Raw genomic sequence first — 15,140 nt, 5'->3', positions numbered from 1 at the left:
CCGACCACGCCGCGCGATCCCCGTCCGCCGCCGGACCGTATCCGCCGCGGCGTCGATCAGCCGCGACGGCGCCGACCGGCGGTGCCCGTCCGGTCTCGGCCTCCGGAAGGCACCGCCGGCCGTCGGCTCAGCGCTCGGCGTCCAACGGCTCCAGGTCCTCGTCCTCGTCCAGGTCGAGGACGTCGTCCAGTTCGTCGGCGTCCCCGGCGCCCTCGCCGTCGTCGTCTTCGTCGCCTTCGTCGTCCTCGTCGTCGAAGACCGCGCTGACGTCGAAGCGGCACACCACCCGCTGCGGCTCGACCCCCTCGAAGGGCGCCTCCAGCCACTCGCCGGGCTCGGCCGGCTCGTCCGCCGCGGTCACCCACAGCGTCGAGTCGCCCTCCTCCAGGCCGAACTCCTTGTGCCGGGAGGCGATCTCGTCCGGCTCGAACTCGCCGAACAGGACCCCCAGGGCTCCGTGGATCGTGCCGGCGGCGCCCTCGTCCGCGCCGGGACCGTCGCTGTACTCCGCCGCCTCGACCCGCTGGGCCTGCGCCAGCAGCCGCTGCGGCTCGGCCACGGCGTAGTCGCGGCGGATCAGCACGCTGATCGCGTTCGGTTCCTCGGGGCCCGCGTACGGCGGCAGCGAGTCGTCCGTACCGGGGATCTCGAAGGGCGTGACTTCGTCGTAGCGGTCGTAGAGAAGCTCGTCGTAGACCTCGGCGGCCGCAGCAAGCTGGTTGAACGCCTCGTAGACAGCCGGGTCGTCCTCCCCCGACCTGCGTTCGACCGCGGCCAGATGGCGGTCGAGCGCGGTCTTGACCGCCTCGGCGGCGGCGCGTACCTCGGCAGCGGTGGGCTGCGCAGCATCAGACATAGTGCAGACGCTATCCGTACCGGGCACCAGCCCGCACAATAGATGCGATGCCGGAATACGAATTTGTCGACGTGTACGTACCTCGCGGGGTGTCCCGCAAGGAGGCGACACGTCTGCTGACGGACCATGCCGAGTACAGACACTGGGAGTTGGACCGACTGAGCCTCATGCGCGACGGCAGCCGCAGGGTGCGGTTGCGCCGGCGGATCATCCGCCAGGTGCGTGCCACATGGTGAGACTGGCCGACTGACGGGAGGAGGCCCCGCGTCGCGGGGCCCGTCCCGTTCGACGCACCGCCACCGGTGCGTCACCGTCCGTGCGCTACGCCGTGGCGCGGGCCCTGCGGTACAGCACCGCGCCCGCGATCAGCGAGCCCGCGCCCGCCGGGAGCACGAGGCCCAGCGGCAGGTCGCCGCCGGTGTGCGCGAGCTGCGCGGCGACCGGCGCGCTGCCCAGCGGGCTGACGATGCCGCCGTGGCTACCGGTCGGGACGGTCCTGTTCCCGGAGTGAGCGGGAGGGGTGCCCGGGTGGTGGCCCGGTGTCCCCGGCTGTCCCGGCGTGCCCGGGTTGCCGGGCGGGGTGGTGCCGTGGCCGGGCGGCTGCGTCGGGTGACCGCCACCGGGCTGCCCGGGGTGGCCCGGGTGTCCGGAACCCCCGTTGTCGGCGCACTCGTTGCCCGCGGCGGTGTTGCCGGCGCCGATGACGTCGACGCTGTTGCCGCAGACATTGACCGGGACGTCGATCGGCGCCTGCACCGTGTTGCCCGAACCGACACCGGGCGAGTCGGCGGTCCGGCCTCCCGCGTGCGAGCCACCGGCGCCGCCTTGGCCGCCGCACCGGTTGCCCATCGCCGGGTTGAGGACACCGACGACGTCGACGCTGTTGCCGCAGACATTGACCGGGACGTCGATCGGCGCCTGCACCGTGTTGCCCGAACCGACACCGGGCGAGTCGGCGGTCCGGCCCCCGGCGTGCGAGCCACCGGCGCCGCCTTGGCCGCCGCACCGGTTGCCCATCGCCGGGTTGAGGACACCGACGACGTTCACGGTGTTGCCGCAGATGTTCAACGGCACGTGCAACGGCGCCTGCACCGTGTTGCCCGAGAGCACGCCGGCCGAGCGGGCGGCGGAACCGGCCGCCCCCGAGTCGGCGTGGGCGTATCCGCTTGCCGCGGCGATCACGCCGGTCGCCGCGGCCACTGTCATAAGACCCTTACGGGTACCCTGTCGCATTTTCTGAATTCCCCTGCCTCGGATCCTGACCTTGCATTCCGCACGGGCATCCGTTCGAAAAAGCCCGCGGAGAAACCGGTCGGCCCCGGAGCGCGTGGCGCGCGCTCCGGGGCCGACGGAAAGACGCCCCTCAGGGAGCCGGCGTCACTTGTTGATGCAGGAGTTGCCGAAGGCGGGGTTCAGCAGCCCGATCACGGAGATCGTGTTGCCGCAGACGTTCACCGGGACGTGCACGGGAAGCTGGATCACGTTGCCGGAGACGACACCCGGGGAGTGCACGGCAGCGCCCTGGGCCCCCGAGTCGGCGACAGCCAGGCCCGCACCCGCGAGAACCAGACCACCAGTGGCAGCCGCAGCAGCGACGACCTTCTTGAGCATTATTCCTCCTTGTTGGCAATGCGATCCGCAGTAGCGGATCACATCTGGAGTAACGAGGAGGGAGTAATGGAGCTACGAGCTTATCGTCGCATTCACTCTTCTCATTCGGCCTCGTACAGCCGCCCGATTATATGAAGCCAGGACTTTACGACGCGTCGATGAAACGGTCGAGCACGCGCACGCCGAACCGCAGCCCGTCCACCGGCACCCGCTCGTCCACGCCGTGGAACATGCCCGCGAAGTCCAGCTCCGGCGGCAGCTTGAGCGGCGCGAAACCGAAGCCGCGGATGCCGAGGTCGTCGAAGGACTTGGCGTCGGTGCCGCCGGAGAGCATGTAGGGGATCGCCTTGGCGGTCGGGTCCTCGGCGAGCAGCGAGGACTGCATGGCCTCCACCAGGGCTCCGTCGAAGCTGGTCTCCAGCGCCTTGTCGGAGTGCACGTCCGTACGGACCACGTTCGGACCGAGGATCCGGTCCAGGTCGGCGAGGAACTCCTCCTCGTGACCGGGCAGGAAGCGGCCGTCCACGTGCGCCGTGGCCTCGCCGGGGATGACGTTGACCTTGTAGCCGGCGTTCAGCTGGGTCGGGTTGGCGGTGTTGCCGAGGGTCGCGCCGATCAGCTTGGCGATGCCGCCGAGCCGGGCCAGCGTCGACTCCATGTCCTCCGGGTCCAGCTCGGTGCCGAGCGCGTCGCCGAGCTCGTCGAGGAAGGCCCGGGTGGTCTTGGTGACCCGCACCGGGAACCTGTGCCGGCCGAGCCGGGCCACGGCCTCGGACAGCTCGGTGATGGCGTTGTCGCGGTGGATCATCGAGCCGTGCCCGGCGGTCCCGGCCACCTTCAGCTTCATCCAGTGCATGCCCTTCTCGGCCGTCTGGATGAGGTAGAGCCGGCGCTGCTCGTTCACCGTGAAGGAGAAGCCGCCGACCTCGCTGATCGCCTCGGTGACGCCGTCGAAGAGGTCCGGGTGGTTGTCGACCAGGTGCCGGGCGCCCCAGGTGCCGCCGGCCTCCTCGTCGGCGAGGAAGGCCAGCACGATGTCCCGGGGCGGTTTCCGGCCGCTGCGCAGCCGGTCCCGTACGACCGCCAGGGTCATGGCGTCCATGTCCTTCATGTCGACCGCGCCCCGGCCCCACACGCACCCGTCCGCGACCTCGCCGGAGAAGGGGTGGTGGGTCCAGTCGTCGGCGTTGGCCGGCACGACGTCGAGGTGGCCGTGGATCAGCAGGGCGGGCCGGGAGGGGTCCGCGCCCTCGATGCGGGCCACCGTGGAGGCGCGGCCCGGGTGGGACTCGAAGATCCTGGGCTCCAGGCCGACCTCGGCGAGCTTCTCCGCGACCCACTCGGCGGCCTTGCGTTCACCGGGACCGGAGTGGTCGCCGTAGTTGCTGGTGTCGAACCGGATCAGCTCGCGGCAGAGGTCCACGACCTCGTCCTCACCGGTGACGCCCTTGGCCGTGTCTGTCTCGCTCACGCTGCTTCCTCCTGCTGTCCCTGCCGGCCGGTCCCTGCCATCCTCCCTCTCCTCCCGCCCCGGGCCCAAGGCCGGTCCCGGCCCGTCACACGCCCGTTCACGCCCGCCCGCCCCGGAACGGGGTGTGATCGGCCGCCCCCGAAAGCCTGGTAGTGTTTCCTTCGTCGCCGCGAGGGAAACCCACACGGAAGACTTCGCACGACAGACACCTTGTCCGGGTGGCGGAATGGCAGACGCGCTAGCTTGAGGTGCTAGTGCCCTTTATCGGGCGTGGGGGTTCAAGTCCCCCCTCGGACACCACGAAGAAACCCCTGCTGAGCAGGGGTTTCTTGGTTTTCCGGGCATTTTGGGCAGAGTGCGGGCGACCACCCCTCGCGGTGGGCGCCGCGCTGTCTCAGCCGATGCCGTCCACGGGGCCGCCTATTCGGCCGTCACGGTGGGCGAGGGTGGAGGTGAACGCACGGAGCGTGGCGCGGTCCAGCAGGAGCGCGGGTCCGTCGGGACACTTGCTGTCGCGGACGGCGACCGTCGCCTCGTCGACGATCCCGCATTCCACGCAGTCGGACTGTGATGCGGACGCCGAGGACTTCCACCAGATCACCGGCAGAGTCGACGCGTCGTCAGCGTGCTTCATTCCTTATTCGTTCTTCCTTATCTGGGTGATCAGTTCCACCGACGCCTCGACGGACTCGGCGGCAGACGTGAGGCGTTGCCACGCGGCCCGGTGCGTGGAGACCCGATCACGTTCCTCGATGTACAGGGCGGAGGTCAGCCCTTCCTGGTGGACGACGTCCAGGTCCGTGTGCGGACCGAAGCCCAGGATGCTGAAGGTGCCGGTGAGCCCGGCGTGCAGGGGAGCGTCCGATCGCAACACCTGGATGTTGATGTTCGGGCGCCGCCCCATCGTAAGCAGGCGCCCCAACTGCTCGTACATCAGGGCGGGATCCTCGGTGGTGGAGCGCAGGGCCTGTTCGGAGATGATCGCCCAGAGGGCCAACGGGTCGCTGTCCCGGGTGAGGACGGCCTGGCGTGCCAGCCGTACCTCGACCAGCGCGTCGACCCGTGCCTCGACCGCCTCGGACATGGCGGTCGCCCGGATGATCTCGCGGGCGTACTCGGCGGTCTGGAGCAGTCCGGGGATCATGCCCAGCTGCCAGGTGGAGACCGTCTCGGCCTCCGCCTCCAGGCTGATGAGATCCTCGTAGACCGGGGTGAGGACACCCCGGTACGAGTGCCACCAGCCGCGCCGGCCGCCTTCCTTGGTGAGCGTGATCAGGGCCGCGCGCAGCTCGTCGCTGACGTCACGGCCGAGTTCGCCGTACAGGTGGAGCAGCGCCTCGATGTCCGCTGCCTTGGGGGCCGTCTTGCCGGTCTCCATCCGGGAGAGCTTGGAGGAGACGAACGCGCCTGCGGAGTGCTCGGCGACCTCGTCGAGAGTGAGTTCGCCGCGCAGTTCACGCAACTTCGCACCGAGCCGTCGCCGGCGCACCGTGGGCGTGCTCACGGGTTCCCCCTTCTGTCCGGTGAACTGCCCGACAGTCTGCCCGTGCCGCCCCGACCCCCGCCACCGGCTGAAGGCTTGTCTCGCAACTCTCTCGACTCGATGCGCAATATTTCACATCCCGTGGTACGTATTGCGATCGACTGTGCCGTGAAGGCACCATGAATCCGGGAAATACGACAGTGACCGCACTCGCATGGCGAACCACCGTGCCTGCGTTGGGACATGCCCGTGAGGGGATGCACATGATCGAACGCCAGCGGAGCACCACGACCGAACCCCGCGCCGTGCAAGTCGCCCCGCCGCCGGTTCTGTTACTGGCCAGCGAGCCTCAGTCGGCCAAGGCCGCCCGGCTGTTCGTGAGCGACTTCATCGCGCACCACACCCCTGACGCCTCCCGTGACCACATCGACGCGGTAGCCCTGGTCACCTGCGAGCTGGTCACCAACTCCCTGCGCTACGAGACCGATCCGGACGACCCGGTCCGTCTCGTCATCGACACCGACGGCTCCCGGACCCGGGTCGAGGTGCACGACCCGCTGGGCCGCCACCCCCGGCTGCGCCCCATCTCGGTCGAACGGGACCGCGGGCGCGGTCTGCTCATCCTCGACGCGCTCTGCTCGGGCCGCTGGGGGGTGGGCAATCTGCCCTGGGGCAAGTCCATCTGGGCCGAGGTCAGCGCCGCGTGACGTCCGGCGCCCCGTGACGTTTCCTCCACCCCCACGGTGACGGCCGGTTCCGCGGCGTTCTCCCCTCCTCGCCGCGGGGCCGGCCGTTGCCGCAGGCGCCGCCGGACACGTGGAGTTGGCCTGCCTCACGCTGTGTGTCCCATCTCTCCCGTGGGCGGATAACCCCTGGTCAGGGCTTGCTCAAGAGTCGAGGGCCTGCTCCGAACGGCTGCCTCCGGGTGGCTGCCGGAGGAGCGGAAGCCTAGCGTCGTACTAATATTTCCGGCTTGTTACCCAGCCGGAGCCGGACAATCCCAGGCAGACCTGGGGATCCGCCGGCGCCCCGGAGGGTTCCGGGAACGAGACGCGAGGACCGGATGGCAGCCATTGACGGGAGCGGTGCTCTCGGCCTGCTCGACGAGGAGATCCGCGAGCAGTTCGGGAACACGGCACGGTTCTCGGCCGGACCGGCGGCCTCGCCGCGCACGCTCGTGGACGTGTTCGAAGCCACGGTGCGGGCCCACCCCGACGAGCCCGCGCTGGACGACGGCGCCGCCCAGCTCACCTACCGCGCGCTCGCCGTCGAGGTGGCACGACTGCGGCGGCGGCTCGCCGAGGCCGGGATCGGGCTCGGGGACCGGGTGGGCGTCCGGGTTCCCTCCGGGACCAACGACCTGTACATCGCCGTGCTCGGCGTCCTCGCCGCCGGTGCCGCCTACGTGCCCGTCGACGCCGAGGACCCGGACGAGCGGGCCGCACTGGTGTTCGGTGAGGCGGAGGTGGCGGCCGTTCTCGGCGCCGGTCTGCACATCGACGTCCGCCGCGAGTCCGCGAAGCCCGCCGGCCGGCCCGGGACCGAGCACGACGCCTGGATCATCTTCACCTCCGGATCCACCGGCACGCCCAAGGGCGTCGCCGTCACCCACCGCAGCGCCGCCGCCTTCGTGGACGCCGAGGCCGCGCTGTTCCTGGCCGAGGAGCCGATCGGCCCGGGCGACCGGGTCATGGCGGGCCTCTCCGTGGCCTTCGACGCCTCCTGCGAGGAGATGTGGCTGGCCTGGCGCCACGGCGCCTGCCTGGTGCCCGTGCCGCGCTCCCAGGTGCGCAGCGGCGCCGACCTCGGCCCCTGGCTGGTCGAGCAGGAGATCACCGTCGTCTCGACCGTGCCCACCCTGGCCGCCCTCTGGGAGCCCGAGACCCTCAACGACGTCCGGCTTCTCATCTTCGGCGGCGAGGCCTGCCCGCCCGAGCTGGCGCAGCGCCTGGTGACCGAGGGCCGCGAGGTCTGGAACACCTACGGGCCCACCGAGGCCACCGTGGTCGCCTGTGCGGCCCTGATGACCGGCGAGGAGCCGATCCGCATCGGGCTGCCGCTGAACGGCTGGGAGCTGGCCGTGGTGGACGACGCGGGCGTGCCCGTGGCCATGGGCGAGAGCGGCCAGCTGGTGATCGGCGGGGCCGGCCTCGCCCGGTACCTCGACGCCGAGAAGGACGCGGAGAAGTACGCGCCCCTGGAGTCGCTGGGCTGGCAGCGGGCGTACCGCAGCGGTGACCTGGTGCGGGCCGACCGCGAGGGGCTGGTCTTCCTCGGGCGCGCCGACGAGCAGATCAAGCTCGGCGGGCGCCGGATCGAGCTGGGCGAGGTCGACGCGGCCCTCCAGGCGCTCCCCGGCGTCGCGGGCGCGGCGGCGGCCGTACGGACCGCGCGCGGCGGCAACCAGCTCCTGGTCGGCTATGTCGTCACCCAGGACGGCTGGGACCACGCGGCGGCCGTCGAGAAGCTGCGCGCCGAGCTGCCGGCCGCCCTCGTGCCGCTGCTGGCGCCGGTCGCCGAACTGCCCACCCGCACCTCAGGCAAGGTCGACCGCAACGCCCTCCCCTGGCCCCTGGAGAGCCTGGGGACCGTCGGTCCGGCCGGGCAGCTGTACGGCACCGAGGCATGGCTCGCCGAACAGTGGACCGAGGTCCTCGGCATCCCGGTGAGCGGCGCCTTCGACGACTTCTTCGCGATCGGCGGCGGCAGCCTGTCCGCCGCCCGGCTCACCACCCGGCTGCGCACCCGCTACCCGAGCGTGGCCGTCCTCGACATCTACCAGCAGCCGGTGCTGCGCAAGCTGGCCCGGCGGCTGGAGCAGTCCGCGCAGGACGACGGCGCCGAGCGCACGATCGGGCCCGTGCCGCGCGCCGCCCAGTTCGTGCAGCTGCTGCTCCTGCTTCCCCTGTTCACCCTGCTCGGCCTGCGCTGGACGGTGGCCCTCGCCGCGCTCGGCAATGTGCTGGACGGCTACGGCTGGCTGCCCACCGCGCCCTGGTGGCTGGTGGCCCTGGGGGCCGTGGTGCTGTTCACCCCGCCCGGCCGGATCGCGATCGCGGCCGGTGGCGCGCGGCTGCTGCTGCGGGGCGTGGCTCCCGGCACGTATCCGCGCGGCGGCTCGGTCCACCTGCGGCTGTGGGCGGCGGAGCGGCTGGCCGAGTTCGCCGGGGCGACCACGCTGACCGGGGCCTGGCTGGAGCGGTACGCGCGGGCGCTGGGCGCCAGGATCGGCCCCGAGGTGGACCTGCACTCGCTGCCGCCGGTCACCGGCCTGCTCAGGATCGGGCGGGGCGCGGCCGTGGAGTCCGAGGTGGACCTGTCCGGCTCCTGGCTGGACGGCGACCGGCTGGTCGTCGGCCCGGTCCGGATCGGCGCCCACGCGGTCGTCGGGACGCGCAGCATGCTCTTCCCGGGCGCCCGGGTCGGCAAGCGCGCCGAGGTGGCCCCCGGCTCCGCGGTCACCGGGCAGATCCCGACCGGCCAGCGCTGGGCCGGCGCCCCGGCCGTCAAGCTGGGCAAGGCCAAGCGGAACTGGCCCAAGCAGCGGCCGCGGCGCGGCACCCACTGGCGCGTGATGTACGGCCTGACGGGCTTCGCGCTCAACGCGCTGCCGGTGCTGGCGGGCGGAGCCGCACTGCTGGCCGCCGGGCGTTTCGTGGCCCCCGGGGACGGCCTGGCCGACGCCCTGCGGGGCGCGGCGGCCGCGCTGGTCCCGGCCACGCTGGCGTTCGGGCTGGCGTACGCGCTGCTGCTCCTGGTCTCGGTCCGGCTGCTGAGCCTGGGGCTGCGCGCCGGCACCTACCCGACGCACAGCCGGACCGGCTGGCAGGCGTGGACGGTGTCCCAGCTGATGGACCGCTCCCGCGAGACGCTCTTTCCGCTGTACGCCGGCCTGGTCACGCCGGTGTGGCTGCGGCTGCTCGGGATGCGGATCGGCAAGGGCGCCGAGGTGTCGACCGTGCTCGCGCTGCCGAGCCTGACGACGGTCGGCGAGGGCGCGTTCCTGGCCGACGACACGCTGACCGCGCCGTACGAGCTGGGTGGCGGGTACGTGCGGATCGGGCGCGCGGAGATCGGGCGGCGGGCCTTCCTCGGGAACTCCGGGATGACCGCGCCGGGGCGCAGTGTGCCGGACGGCGGACTTGTCGGGGTGCTCTCGGCGACGCCGAAGAAGGCCAAGAAGGGCACGTCGTACCTGGGGCTGCCGCCGGTGAAGCTGCCGCGCAGCGCGGCCGACGGTGACCAGAGCCGTACCTACGAGCCGCCCAAGCGGCTGCTGTGGGCGCGGGCCCTGGTGGAGACGTGCAGGATCGTGCCGGTGCTGTGCTCGGTGGCGCTGGCCGGTCTGACGGTGGCCGCGCTGTGCGCGCTCGGCGGCTGGGCGCCGCTGCTGTCGGGCCTGGTGCTGCTCGCCGCCGGTGCGCTCGCGGGCCTGGTCTCGGTGCTGGCCAAGTGGGTGCTGGTCGGGCGGCACCGCAGCGCGGAGCACCCGCTGTGGAGCTCGTTCGTGTGGCGCAACGAGCTGGCGGACACGTTCGTCGAGGTGCTGGCGGTGCCGTGGCTGGCCGGCTCGGTTCCGGGTACTCCCGTGATGACGGCCTGGCTGCGCGGCCTCGGCGCGCACATCGGCAAGGGCGTCTGGGTGGAGAGCTACTGGCTTCCGGAGACGGATCTGGTGACCCTGGAGGACGCGGCCACGGTGAACCGCGGCTGTGTGCTGCAGACTCACCTCTTCCACGACCGGATCTTGCGGACGGATACTGTGGTCCTCCGTGAGGGCGCCACACTGGGTCCTGGCGGGATCGTGCTGCCCGGCAGCACGATCGGGGCCCGTACCACCCTGGGGCCCGCGTCCCTCGTCATGGCGGCGGAGTCGGTTCCCGACGGCACCCGCTGGCTCGGCAATCCGATCGAGGCATGGCGTCCCTGAGCGCGGGCCGTCCGGTGGCCGCGGGCGCAGGTGCGCCGAGAGACGGTTCGAGCACAGCGCAGGGAGCGGACGCGGAAGTGGCAGTGCAGCAGTCAGCGGGTCCGGACCCGTACTTCCCGGACAACGGCGATCCCCGGTACCGGGTGCATCGTTATGAGCTCACGCTGGACTACCGGCCCGGACCCAATCGTCTGGCCGGCACGGCCCGGATCAACGCGATCGCGGGCCGGGCGGCCCTGTCCGAGTTCCAGCTGAACCTGGCCGACTTCAAGATCGGCCGGATCCGGGTGGACGGCCGCCAGCCGCACTGGACGCACCGGGGCGGCAGGCTGCGGATCAAGCCGGCGAAGCCGCCGCGCGCCGGGGCCGCCTTCACCGTGGAGATCCACTGGTCCGGCAACCCGAAGCCGGTGAACAGCCCGTGGGGCGGGATCGGCTGGGAGGAGCTGACGGACGGCGCGCTGGTGGCCAGCCAGCCGGTGGGCGCGCCCTCCTGGTTCCCGTGCAACGACCGGCCGGCCGACAAGGCGTCGTACCTGCTCTCGGTCACCTGCCCGTCGGCGTACTCGGTGGTGGCCGGCGGCCGGCTGCTCACCCGTACCGCGAAGGCGTCGACGACGACCTGGGTGTACGAGCAGGCGGCACCGACGTCGAGCTATCTGCTGAGCCTCGCGATCGGCAAGTTCCAGACCGTGCTGCTGGGCGATCCCGGCATCGGCGGGGTGCCGATGCACGGGCACATACCGGCGCATCTGCTGCCGGAGTTCTCACGGGACTTCGCGCGGCAGCCCGCGATGATGGACCTGTTCCAGCGGCTGTTCGGGCCGTATCCCTTCGGCGAGTACGCCGTGGTCGTCGCCGACGAGGAGTTCGACGTCCCCGTCGAGGCCCAGGGGCTGTCGCTGTTCGGCGTCAACCACGTGGACGGGGCCCGGGGTTCGGAACGGCTGGTGGCGCACGAACTCGCCCATCAGTGGTTCGGCAACAGCGTGTCCATCGCCGACTGGCGGCACATCTGGCTGAACGAGGGGCTCGCCAAGTACGCGGAGTGGCTGTGGTCGGAGCGCTCGGGCGGGCGCAGCGCCCAGCAACTGGCGGCCGCCGCCCACCGGTTGCTGTCCGGGCTGCCGCAGGACATCCGGATCGCCGCCCCCGGCAAGAAGTCGATGTTCGACGACCGCCTCTACGAGCGGGGCGGTGTGACGGTCCACGCGATCCGGTGCGCGCTCGGTGACGACCGGTTCTTCCACATGCTGCGTGCGTGGGCGGGCCTGCACCGGGGCGGGTCCGTGACGACCGCGATGTTCACGGCCCACGTCAACCGGTTCGCGGACGAGCCGCTGGACGGCCTCCTCGACGCCTGGGTGCACCGTGCGGCGCTGCCCGCGCTGCCCGCCCCGGCCGTCCCGGCCCGCCCGGCGCAGCCGCCCACCAACGCCGAGTCGGCGTAGGGGGGGCGGGCGCATGACACCGAAACGCTCCCGGCGGCAGCCGTCCGCCGGCTGCCCGTGCGGTCTGGCGGAGACGTACGAGGAGTGCTGTGGCCGGTTCCACCGGGGCGAGGCGGCGGCGCCCACGGCGGAGGCGCTGATGCGCTCGCGCTACAGCGCCTTCGTGAAACGTGACGAGCCGTACCTGCTGCGCACCTGGCACCCCCGGACCCGTCCGGCCCGGCTGGACCTGGACCCCGGCATGCGCTGGACCGGCCTGGAAATCCTGGCGACGGCCGAGGGCTCCCCCTTCCACTCCACCGGCATGGTGACCTTCCGGGCCTCCTACCGGGGCGGCTCGCTCGAGGAGCGCAGCCGGTTCGAGCGGGTCGACGGAGCCTGGGTGTATCTGGACGGGGTGTTCCCGCCGCAGTAGCGCTACGGCGCCAGGACGTCCAGTTCCTGGAGGGCGCCCGTCGTGATGGCGCGGGTCAGTTGTTCGGCGCGGGGGGCGTCGCCCTCGCGTACCGCCTCCGCGACCTGGACGTGGAGGGTGACGGCGGCCGGGTCGGGGTCCTCGAACATCACCTCGTGGTGCGTGCGGCCGGCGAGCACCTCGGCCACGACGTCGCCGAGCCGGGCGAACATCTCGTTGCCCGAGGCCGTCAGGATCACGCGGTGGAAGGCCACGTCGTGGACCAGGTACTCCTCCAGCTCGTGGCCGCGGGAGTGGGCCACCATGCCGAGGGCACACTCGGTGAGCTCGGCGCACTGCGCGGCCGTGGCGTGCCGCGCCGCCAGGCCGGCCGCCACCGGCTCGACCGCCGAACGCAGCACGGTGAGCGAGCGCAGCTGGTGCGGGCGGTCGGCGCCGGCCAGCCGCCAGCGGATGACCTGCGGGTCGTAGACGTTCCACTCGGCTCTTGGGCGGACGGTGACGCCCACCCGGCGGCGGGACTCGACCAGGTGCATGGATTCGAGGACCCGCACCGCCTCGCGCATCACCGAGCGTGACACCTCGAAGTGCTGGGAAAGCTCGTCCGTACGCAGGACGCTTCCCGGCGGGTACTCACCGGCGGTGATGGCCGGGCCGAGGGCGTCCAGTACTCGGCCGTGCAGGCCCCGGCCAGGTGTGCTCATGCACTCAGCGTACCGAGTGGATCACCGGCGAAAAAGTCAGACTTATATGTCACAGGCTCTTGAATTCGTCGTACCTAATGGGTTTCAGTGAGGCCGACGCCGGATGCCGTACGCCGGTGTCGTTGTCCGGATCTCCCGAGGAAGACAGCGAGGCAGTGATGCGGACCCCCCACGTCGTCGCGGTGATGGGCGTCGCCGGCACGGGCAAGACCACGATCGGTCCCCTGCTCGCCGCCCGGCTCGGCGTCCCGTACGCCGAGGGCGACGACTTCCACCCGCCGGCCAACATCGCCAAGATGTCGGCCGGGCACCCGCTCGACGACGCCGACCGGTGGCCGTGGCTGGACGCCATCGGCGCGTGGGCGCACGGCCGGGAGGGGGGCGGCGTGGTCAGCTGCTCCGCGCTGAAGCGGGCGTACCGCGACCGGCTCCGGGCCGCGGCCCCGGGCCTTGTCTTCGTGCACCTCACCGGCGACCGGCAGCTCATCGAGGACCGGATGTCGCACCGGCGGGGTCACTTCATGCCGACCGCGCTGCTGGACTCCCAGTTCGCCGCCCTCCAGCCGCTGGAGGCGGACGAGGCCGGCGTCGCCGTGGACATCTCGGGCAGCCCCGAGGAGATCACCGCACGGGCCGTGCGGGCGCTGGACGCGCTGCCCGGCCCCGCCCCGCAGTGACACACCCCCCTTTGTTTGTCCCCATAACTGGCCCATAACCGCAAGGAACACCCCGTGACCAGACTCAGCGTCGAGGTGCTGGCAGCGGACGCCGTCGCGCCCATCACGTCGTCCGGACACGCCCGACTCGGCATCGCCGTCCTGTTGGGCATCGCCGTCATCGTCCTGCTCATCACCACGTTCAAGCTGCACGCCTTCCTGGCGCTCACCATCGGCTCGCTCGCGCTCGGCGCGTTCGCCGGGGCGCCGCTCGACAAGGTCATCACCAGCTTCACCACCGGGCTCGGCTCCACCGTCGCCGGCGTGGGTGTCCTGATCGCGCTCGGGTCGGTCCTGGGCAAGCTGCTGGCCGACTCCGGCGGCGCCGACCAGATCGTCGACACGATCCTCGCCAAGGCCGGCGGGCGGGCGATGCCCTGGGTGATGGTGCTGATCGCCTCCGTGATCGGGCTGCCGCTCTTCTTCGAAGTCGGCATCGTGCTCCTCATCCCGGTGGTGCTGATGGTCGCCAAGCGCGGCCACTACTCCCTGATGCGCATCGGCATCCCGGCCCTCGCCGGTCTGTCCGTGATGCACGGCCTGGTGCCCCCGCACCCGGGTCCGCTGGTCGCGATCGACGCGGTCCACGCGAACCTGGGCCTGACCCTGGCCCTCGGTGTCCTGGTCGCGATACCGACCGTGATCATCGCCGGTCCGCTGTTCTCCAAGGTCGCGGCCCGCTGGGTGGACGTGCAGGCCCCCGACCGGATGCTCCCGCAGCGCCCGTCCGCGGAACTGGAGGACCGCCCCGGCTTCGGCGCCACCCTCGTCACCATCCTGCTGCCGGTCGTCCTGATGCTGGCCAAGGCGCTGGTCGACGTGGTCGTCGACGACCCGGCGCACACCGTCCAGCGCGTCTTCGACGTCATCGGCTCCCCGTTGATCGCGCTGCTCGCGGCCGTGATCGTCGGCATGTTCACGCTGGGCCGGCCGGCCGGGTTCACCAGGGAACGCCTCTCGGAGACCGTCGAGAAGAGCCTCGCGCCCATCGCGGGCATCCTGCTGATCGTCGGTGCGGGCGGCGGCTTCAAGCAGACGCTGATCGACTGCGGTGTCGGCCAGATGATCCTGGAGATCTCCAAGGACTGGTCGATCCCGGCGCTGCTGCTGGCCTGGCTGATCGCGGTGGCGATCCGGCTGGCGACCGGCTCGGCGACGGTGGCCACGGTGTCGGCGGCGGGCCTGGTTGCTCCCCTGGCGGCCGACATGTCGACCGCCCACACCGCCCTCCTCGTGCTGGCCATCGGCGCGGGCTCGCTGTTCTTCAGCCATGTCAACGACGCCGGGTTCTGGCTGGTGAAGGAGTACTTCGGCCTGAGCGTCGGCCAGACGCTCAAGACCTGGTCCGTGATGGAGACGATCATCTCGGTGGTCGGGGGCGGCCTCGTCCTGCTGCTCTCGTTGGTGATCTAGGAGAGATCCGGGAGTGGGCGGAGGCCGATGGTGTGCCCGGCGGCGCACCATCGGCCTCCGCCTTCCCGGCTGGTCACCGTCGCGGCGGGA

At 71.8% G+C, this 15,140-nt stretch carries 14 protein-coding genes and 1 tRNA gene; 8 read left to right on the top strand and 7 right to left on the bottom strand.

All coding sequences use genetic code 11. The features are described 5' to 3' along the window. Positions 1-127 precede the first annotated feature (127 nt). Positions 128-856, bottom strand: a complete 729-nt coding sequence (locus tag LQ326_RS00635; protein ID WP_234531391.1) for a hypothetical protein — start codon at positions 854-856, stop codon at positions 128-130. Between the two features lie 47 nt (positions 857-903). Here LQ326_RS00635 and LQ326_RS00630 point away from each other — a divergent pair, with 47 nt between their 5' ends. Beyond that, the gene (locus LQ326_RS00630; protein WP_234531390.1) at positions 904-1,092 is read left to right on the top strand and encodes a DUF5703 family protein; all 189 of its coding nucleotides are present in this window, start codon (positions 904-906) and stop codon (positions 1,090-1,092) included. A gap of 85 nt (positions 1,093-1,177) precedes the next feature. Here LQ326_RS00630 and LQ326_RS48195 read toward each other — a convergent pair whose 3' ends face one another. From LQ326_RS48195 to LQ326_RS00615, 3 genes are all read right to left on the bottom strand, one after another. Next, a complete protein-coding gene (locus LQ326_RS48195; protein WP_234531387.1) occupies positions 1,178-2,089 on the bottom strand; it encodes a chaplin in 912 nt (303 codons plus the stop codon). 144 nt (positions 2,090-2,233) lie between these two features. After that, positions 2,234-2,467, bottom strand: a complete 234-nt coding sequence (chpH, locus tag LQ326_RS00620; protein WP_181805842.1) for a chaplin ChpH — start codon at positions 2,465-2,467, stop codon at positions 2,234-2,236. 145 nt (positions 2,468-2,612) lie between these two features. Then, positions 2,613-3,938: a M20/M25/M40 family metallo-hydrolase gene (locus LQ326_RS00615; protein ID WP_234531385.1), complete on the bottom strand. Its 1,326-nt coding sequence runs from the start codon at positions 3,936-3,938 to the stop codon at positions 2,613-2,615. Between the two features lie 212 nt (positions 3,939-4,150). On the opposite strand from LQ326_RS00615, the gene LQ326_RS00610 reads away from it, so the two are divergent. Further along, positions 4,151-4,238, top strand: a tRNA-Leu gene (locus tag LQ326_RS00610). 94 nt (positions 4,239-4,332) lie between these two features. Here the strand turns inward: LQ326_RS00610 and LQ326_RS00605 are convergent. Then, positions 4,333-4,572: a DUF397 domain-containing protein gene (locus LQ326_RS00605; RefSeq protein ID WP_234531384.1), complete on the bottom strand. Its 240-nt coding sequence runs from the start codon at positions 4,570-4,572 to the stop codon at positions 4,333-4,335. A gap of 3 nt (positions 4,573-4,575) precedes the next feature. Next, entirely contained in the window at positions 4,576-5,442 is an 867-nt protein-coding gene (locus LQ326_RS00600) for a helix-turn-helix domain-containing protein (RefSeq protein WP_181805839.1), read from the bottom strand. A 242-nt stretch (positions 5,443-5,684) separates the two neighbouring features. Between LQ326_RS00600 and LQ326_RS00595 the strand changes: the two genes are divergently transcribed. The 4 genes from LQ326_RS00595 (at position 5,685) to LQ326_RS00580 (ending at position 12,217) form a co-directional block, all read left to right on the top strand. Continuing rightward, a complete protein-coding gene (locus LQ326_RS00595; protein ID WP_234531382.1) occupies positions 5,685-6,128 on the top strand; it encodes an ATP-binding protein in 444 nt (147 codons plus the stop codon). A 356-nt stretch (positions 6,129-6,484) separates the two neighbouring features. Continuing rightward, on the top strand, positions 6,485-10,351 hold the full coding sequence (locus LQ326_RS00590; RefSeq protein ID WP_234531380.1) for a Pls/PosA family non-ribosomal peptide synthetase: 3,867 nt from the start codon (positions 6,485-6,487) through the stop codon (positions 10,349-10,351). A 77-nt stretch (positions 10,352-10,428) separates the two neighbouring features. Continuing rightward, the gene (locus LQ326_RS00585; RefSeq protein ID WP_234531378.1) at positions 10,429-11,802 is read left to right on the top strand and encodes a M1 family metallopeptidase; all 1,374 of its coding nucleotides are present in this window, start codon (positions 10,429-10,431) and stop codon (positions 11,800-11,802) included. Between the two features lie 13 nt (positions 11,803-11,815). Beyond that, positions 11,816-12,217: a YchJ family protein gene (locus tag LQ326_RS00580; RefSeq protein WP_234531376.1), complete on the top strand. Its 402-nt coding sequence runs from the start codon at positions 11,816-11,818 to the stop codon at positions 12,215-12,217. 2 nt (positions 12,218-12,219) lie between these two features. Here the strand turns inward: LQ326_RS00580 and LQ326_RS00575 are convergent, their stop codons facing one another. Then, on the bottom strand, positions 12,220-12,921 hold the full coding sequence (locus tag LQ326_RS00575; protein WP_234531375.1) for a FadR/GntR family transcriptional regulator: 702 nt from the start codon (positions 12,919-12,921) through the stop codon (positions 12,220-12,222). 158 nt (positions 12,922-13,079) lie between these two features. Here LQ326_RS00575 and LQ326_RS00570 point away from each other — a divergent pair, with 158 nt between their 5' ends. Next, entirely contained in the window at positions 13,080-13,598 is a 519-nt protein-coding gene (locus tag LQ326_RS00570; protein WP_234531373.1) for a gluconokinase, read from the top strand. A 54-nt stretch (positions 13,599-13,652) separates the two neighbouring features. Next, positions 13,653-15,050, top strand: a complete 1,398-nt coding sequence (locus LQ326_RS00565; RefSeq protein ID WP_234531371.1) for a GntT/GntP/DsdX family permease — start codon at positions 13,653-13,655, stop codon at positions 15,048-15,050. Positions 15,051-15,140 lie beyond the last annotated feature (90 nt).

Source organism: Streptomyces shenzhenensis (assembly GCF_021462265.1).
Classification (GTDB): Bacteria; Actinomycetota; Actinomycetes; order Streptomycetales; family Streptomycetaceae; genus Streptomyces; species Streptomyces shenzhenensis.
This window is presented reverse-complemented; position numbering and strand designations above follow the sequence as displayed.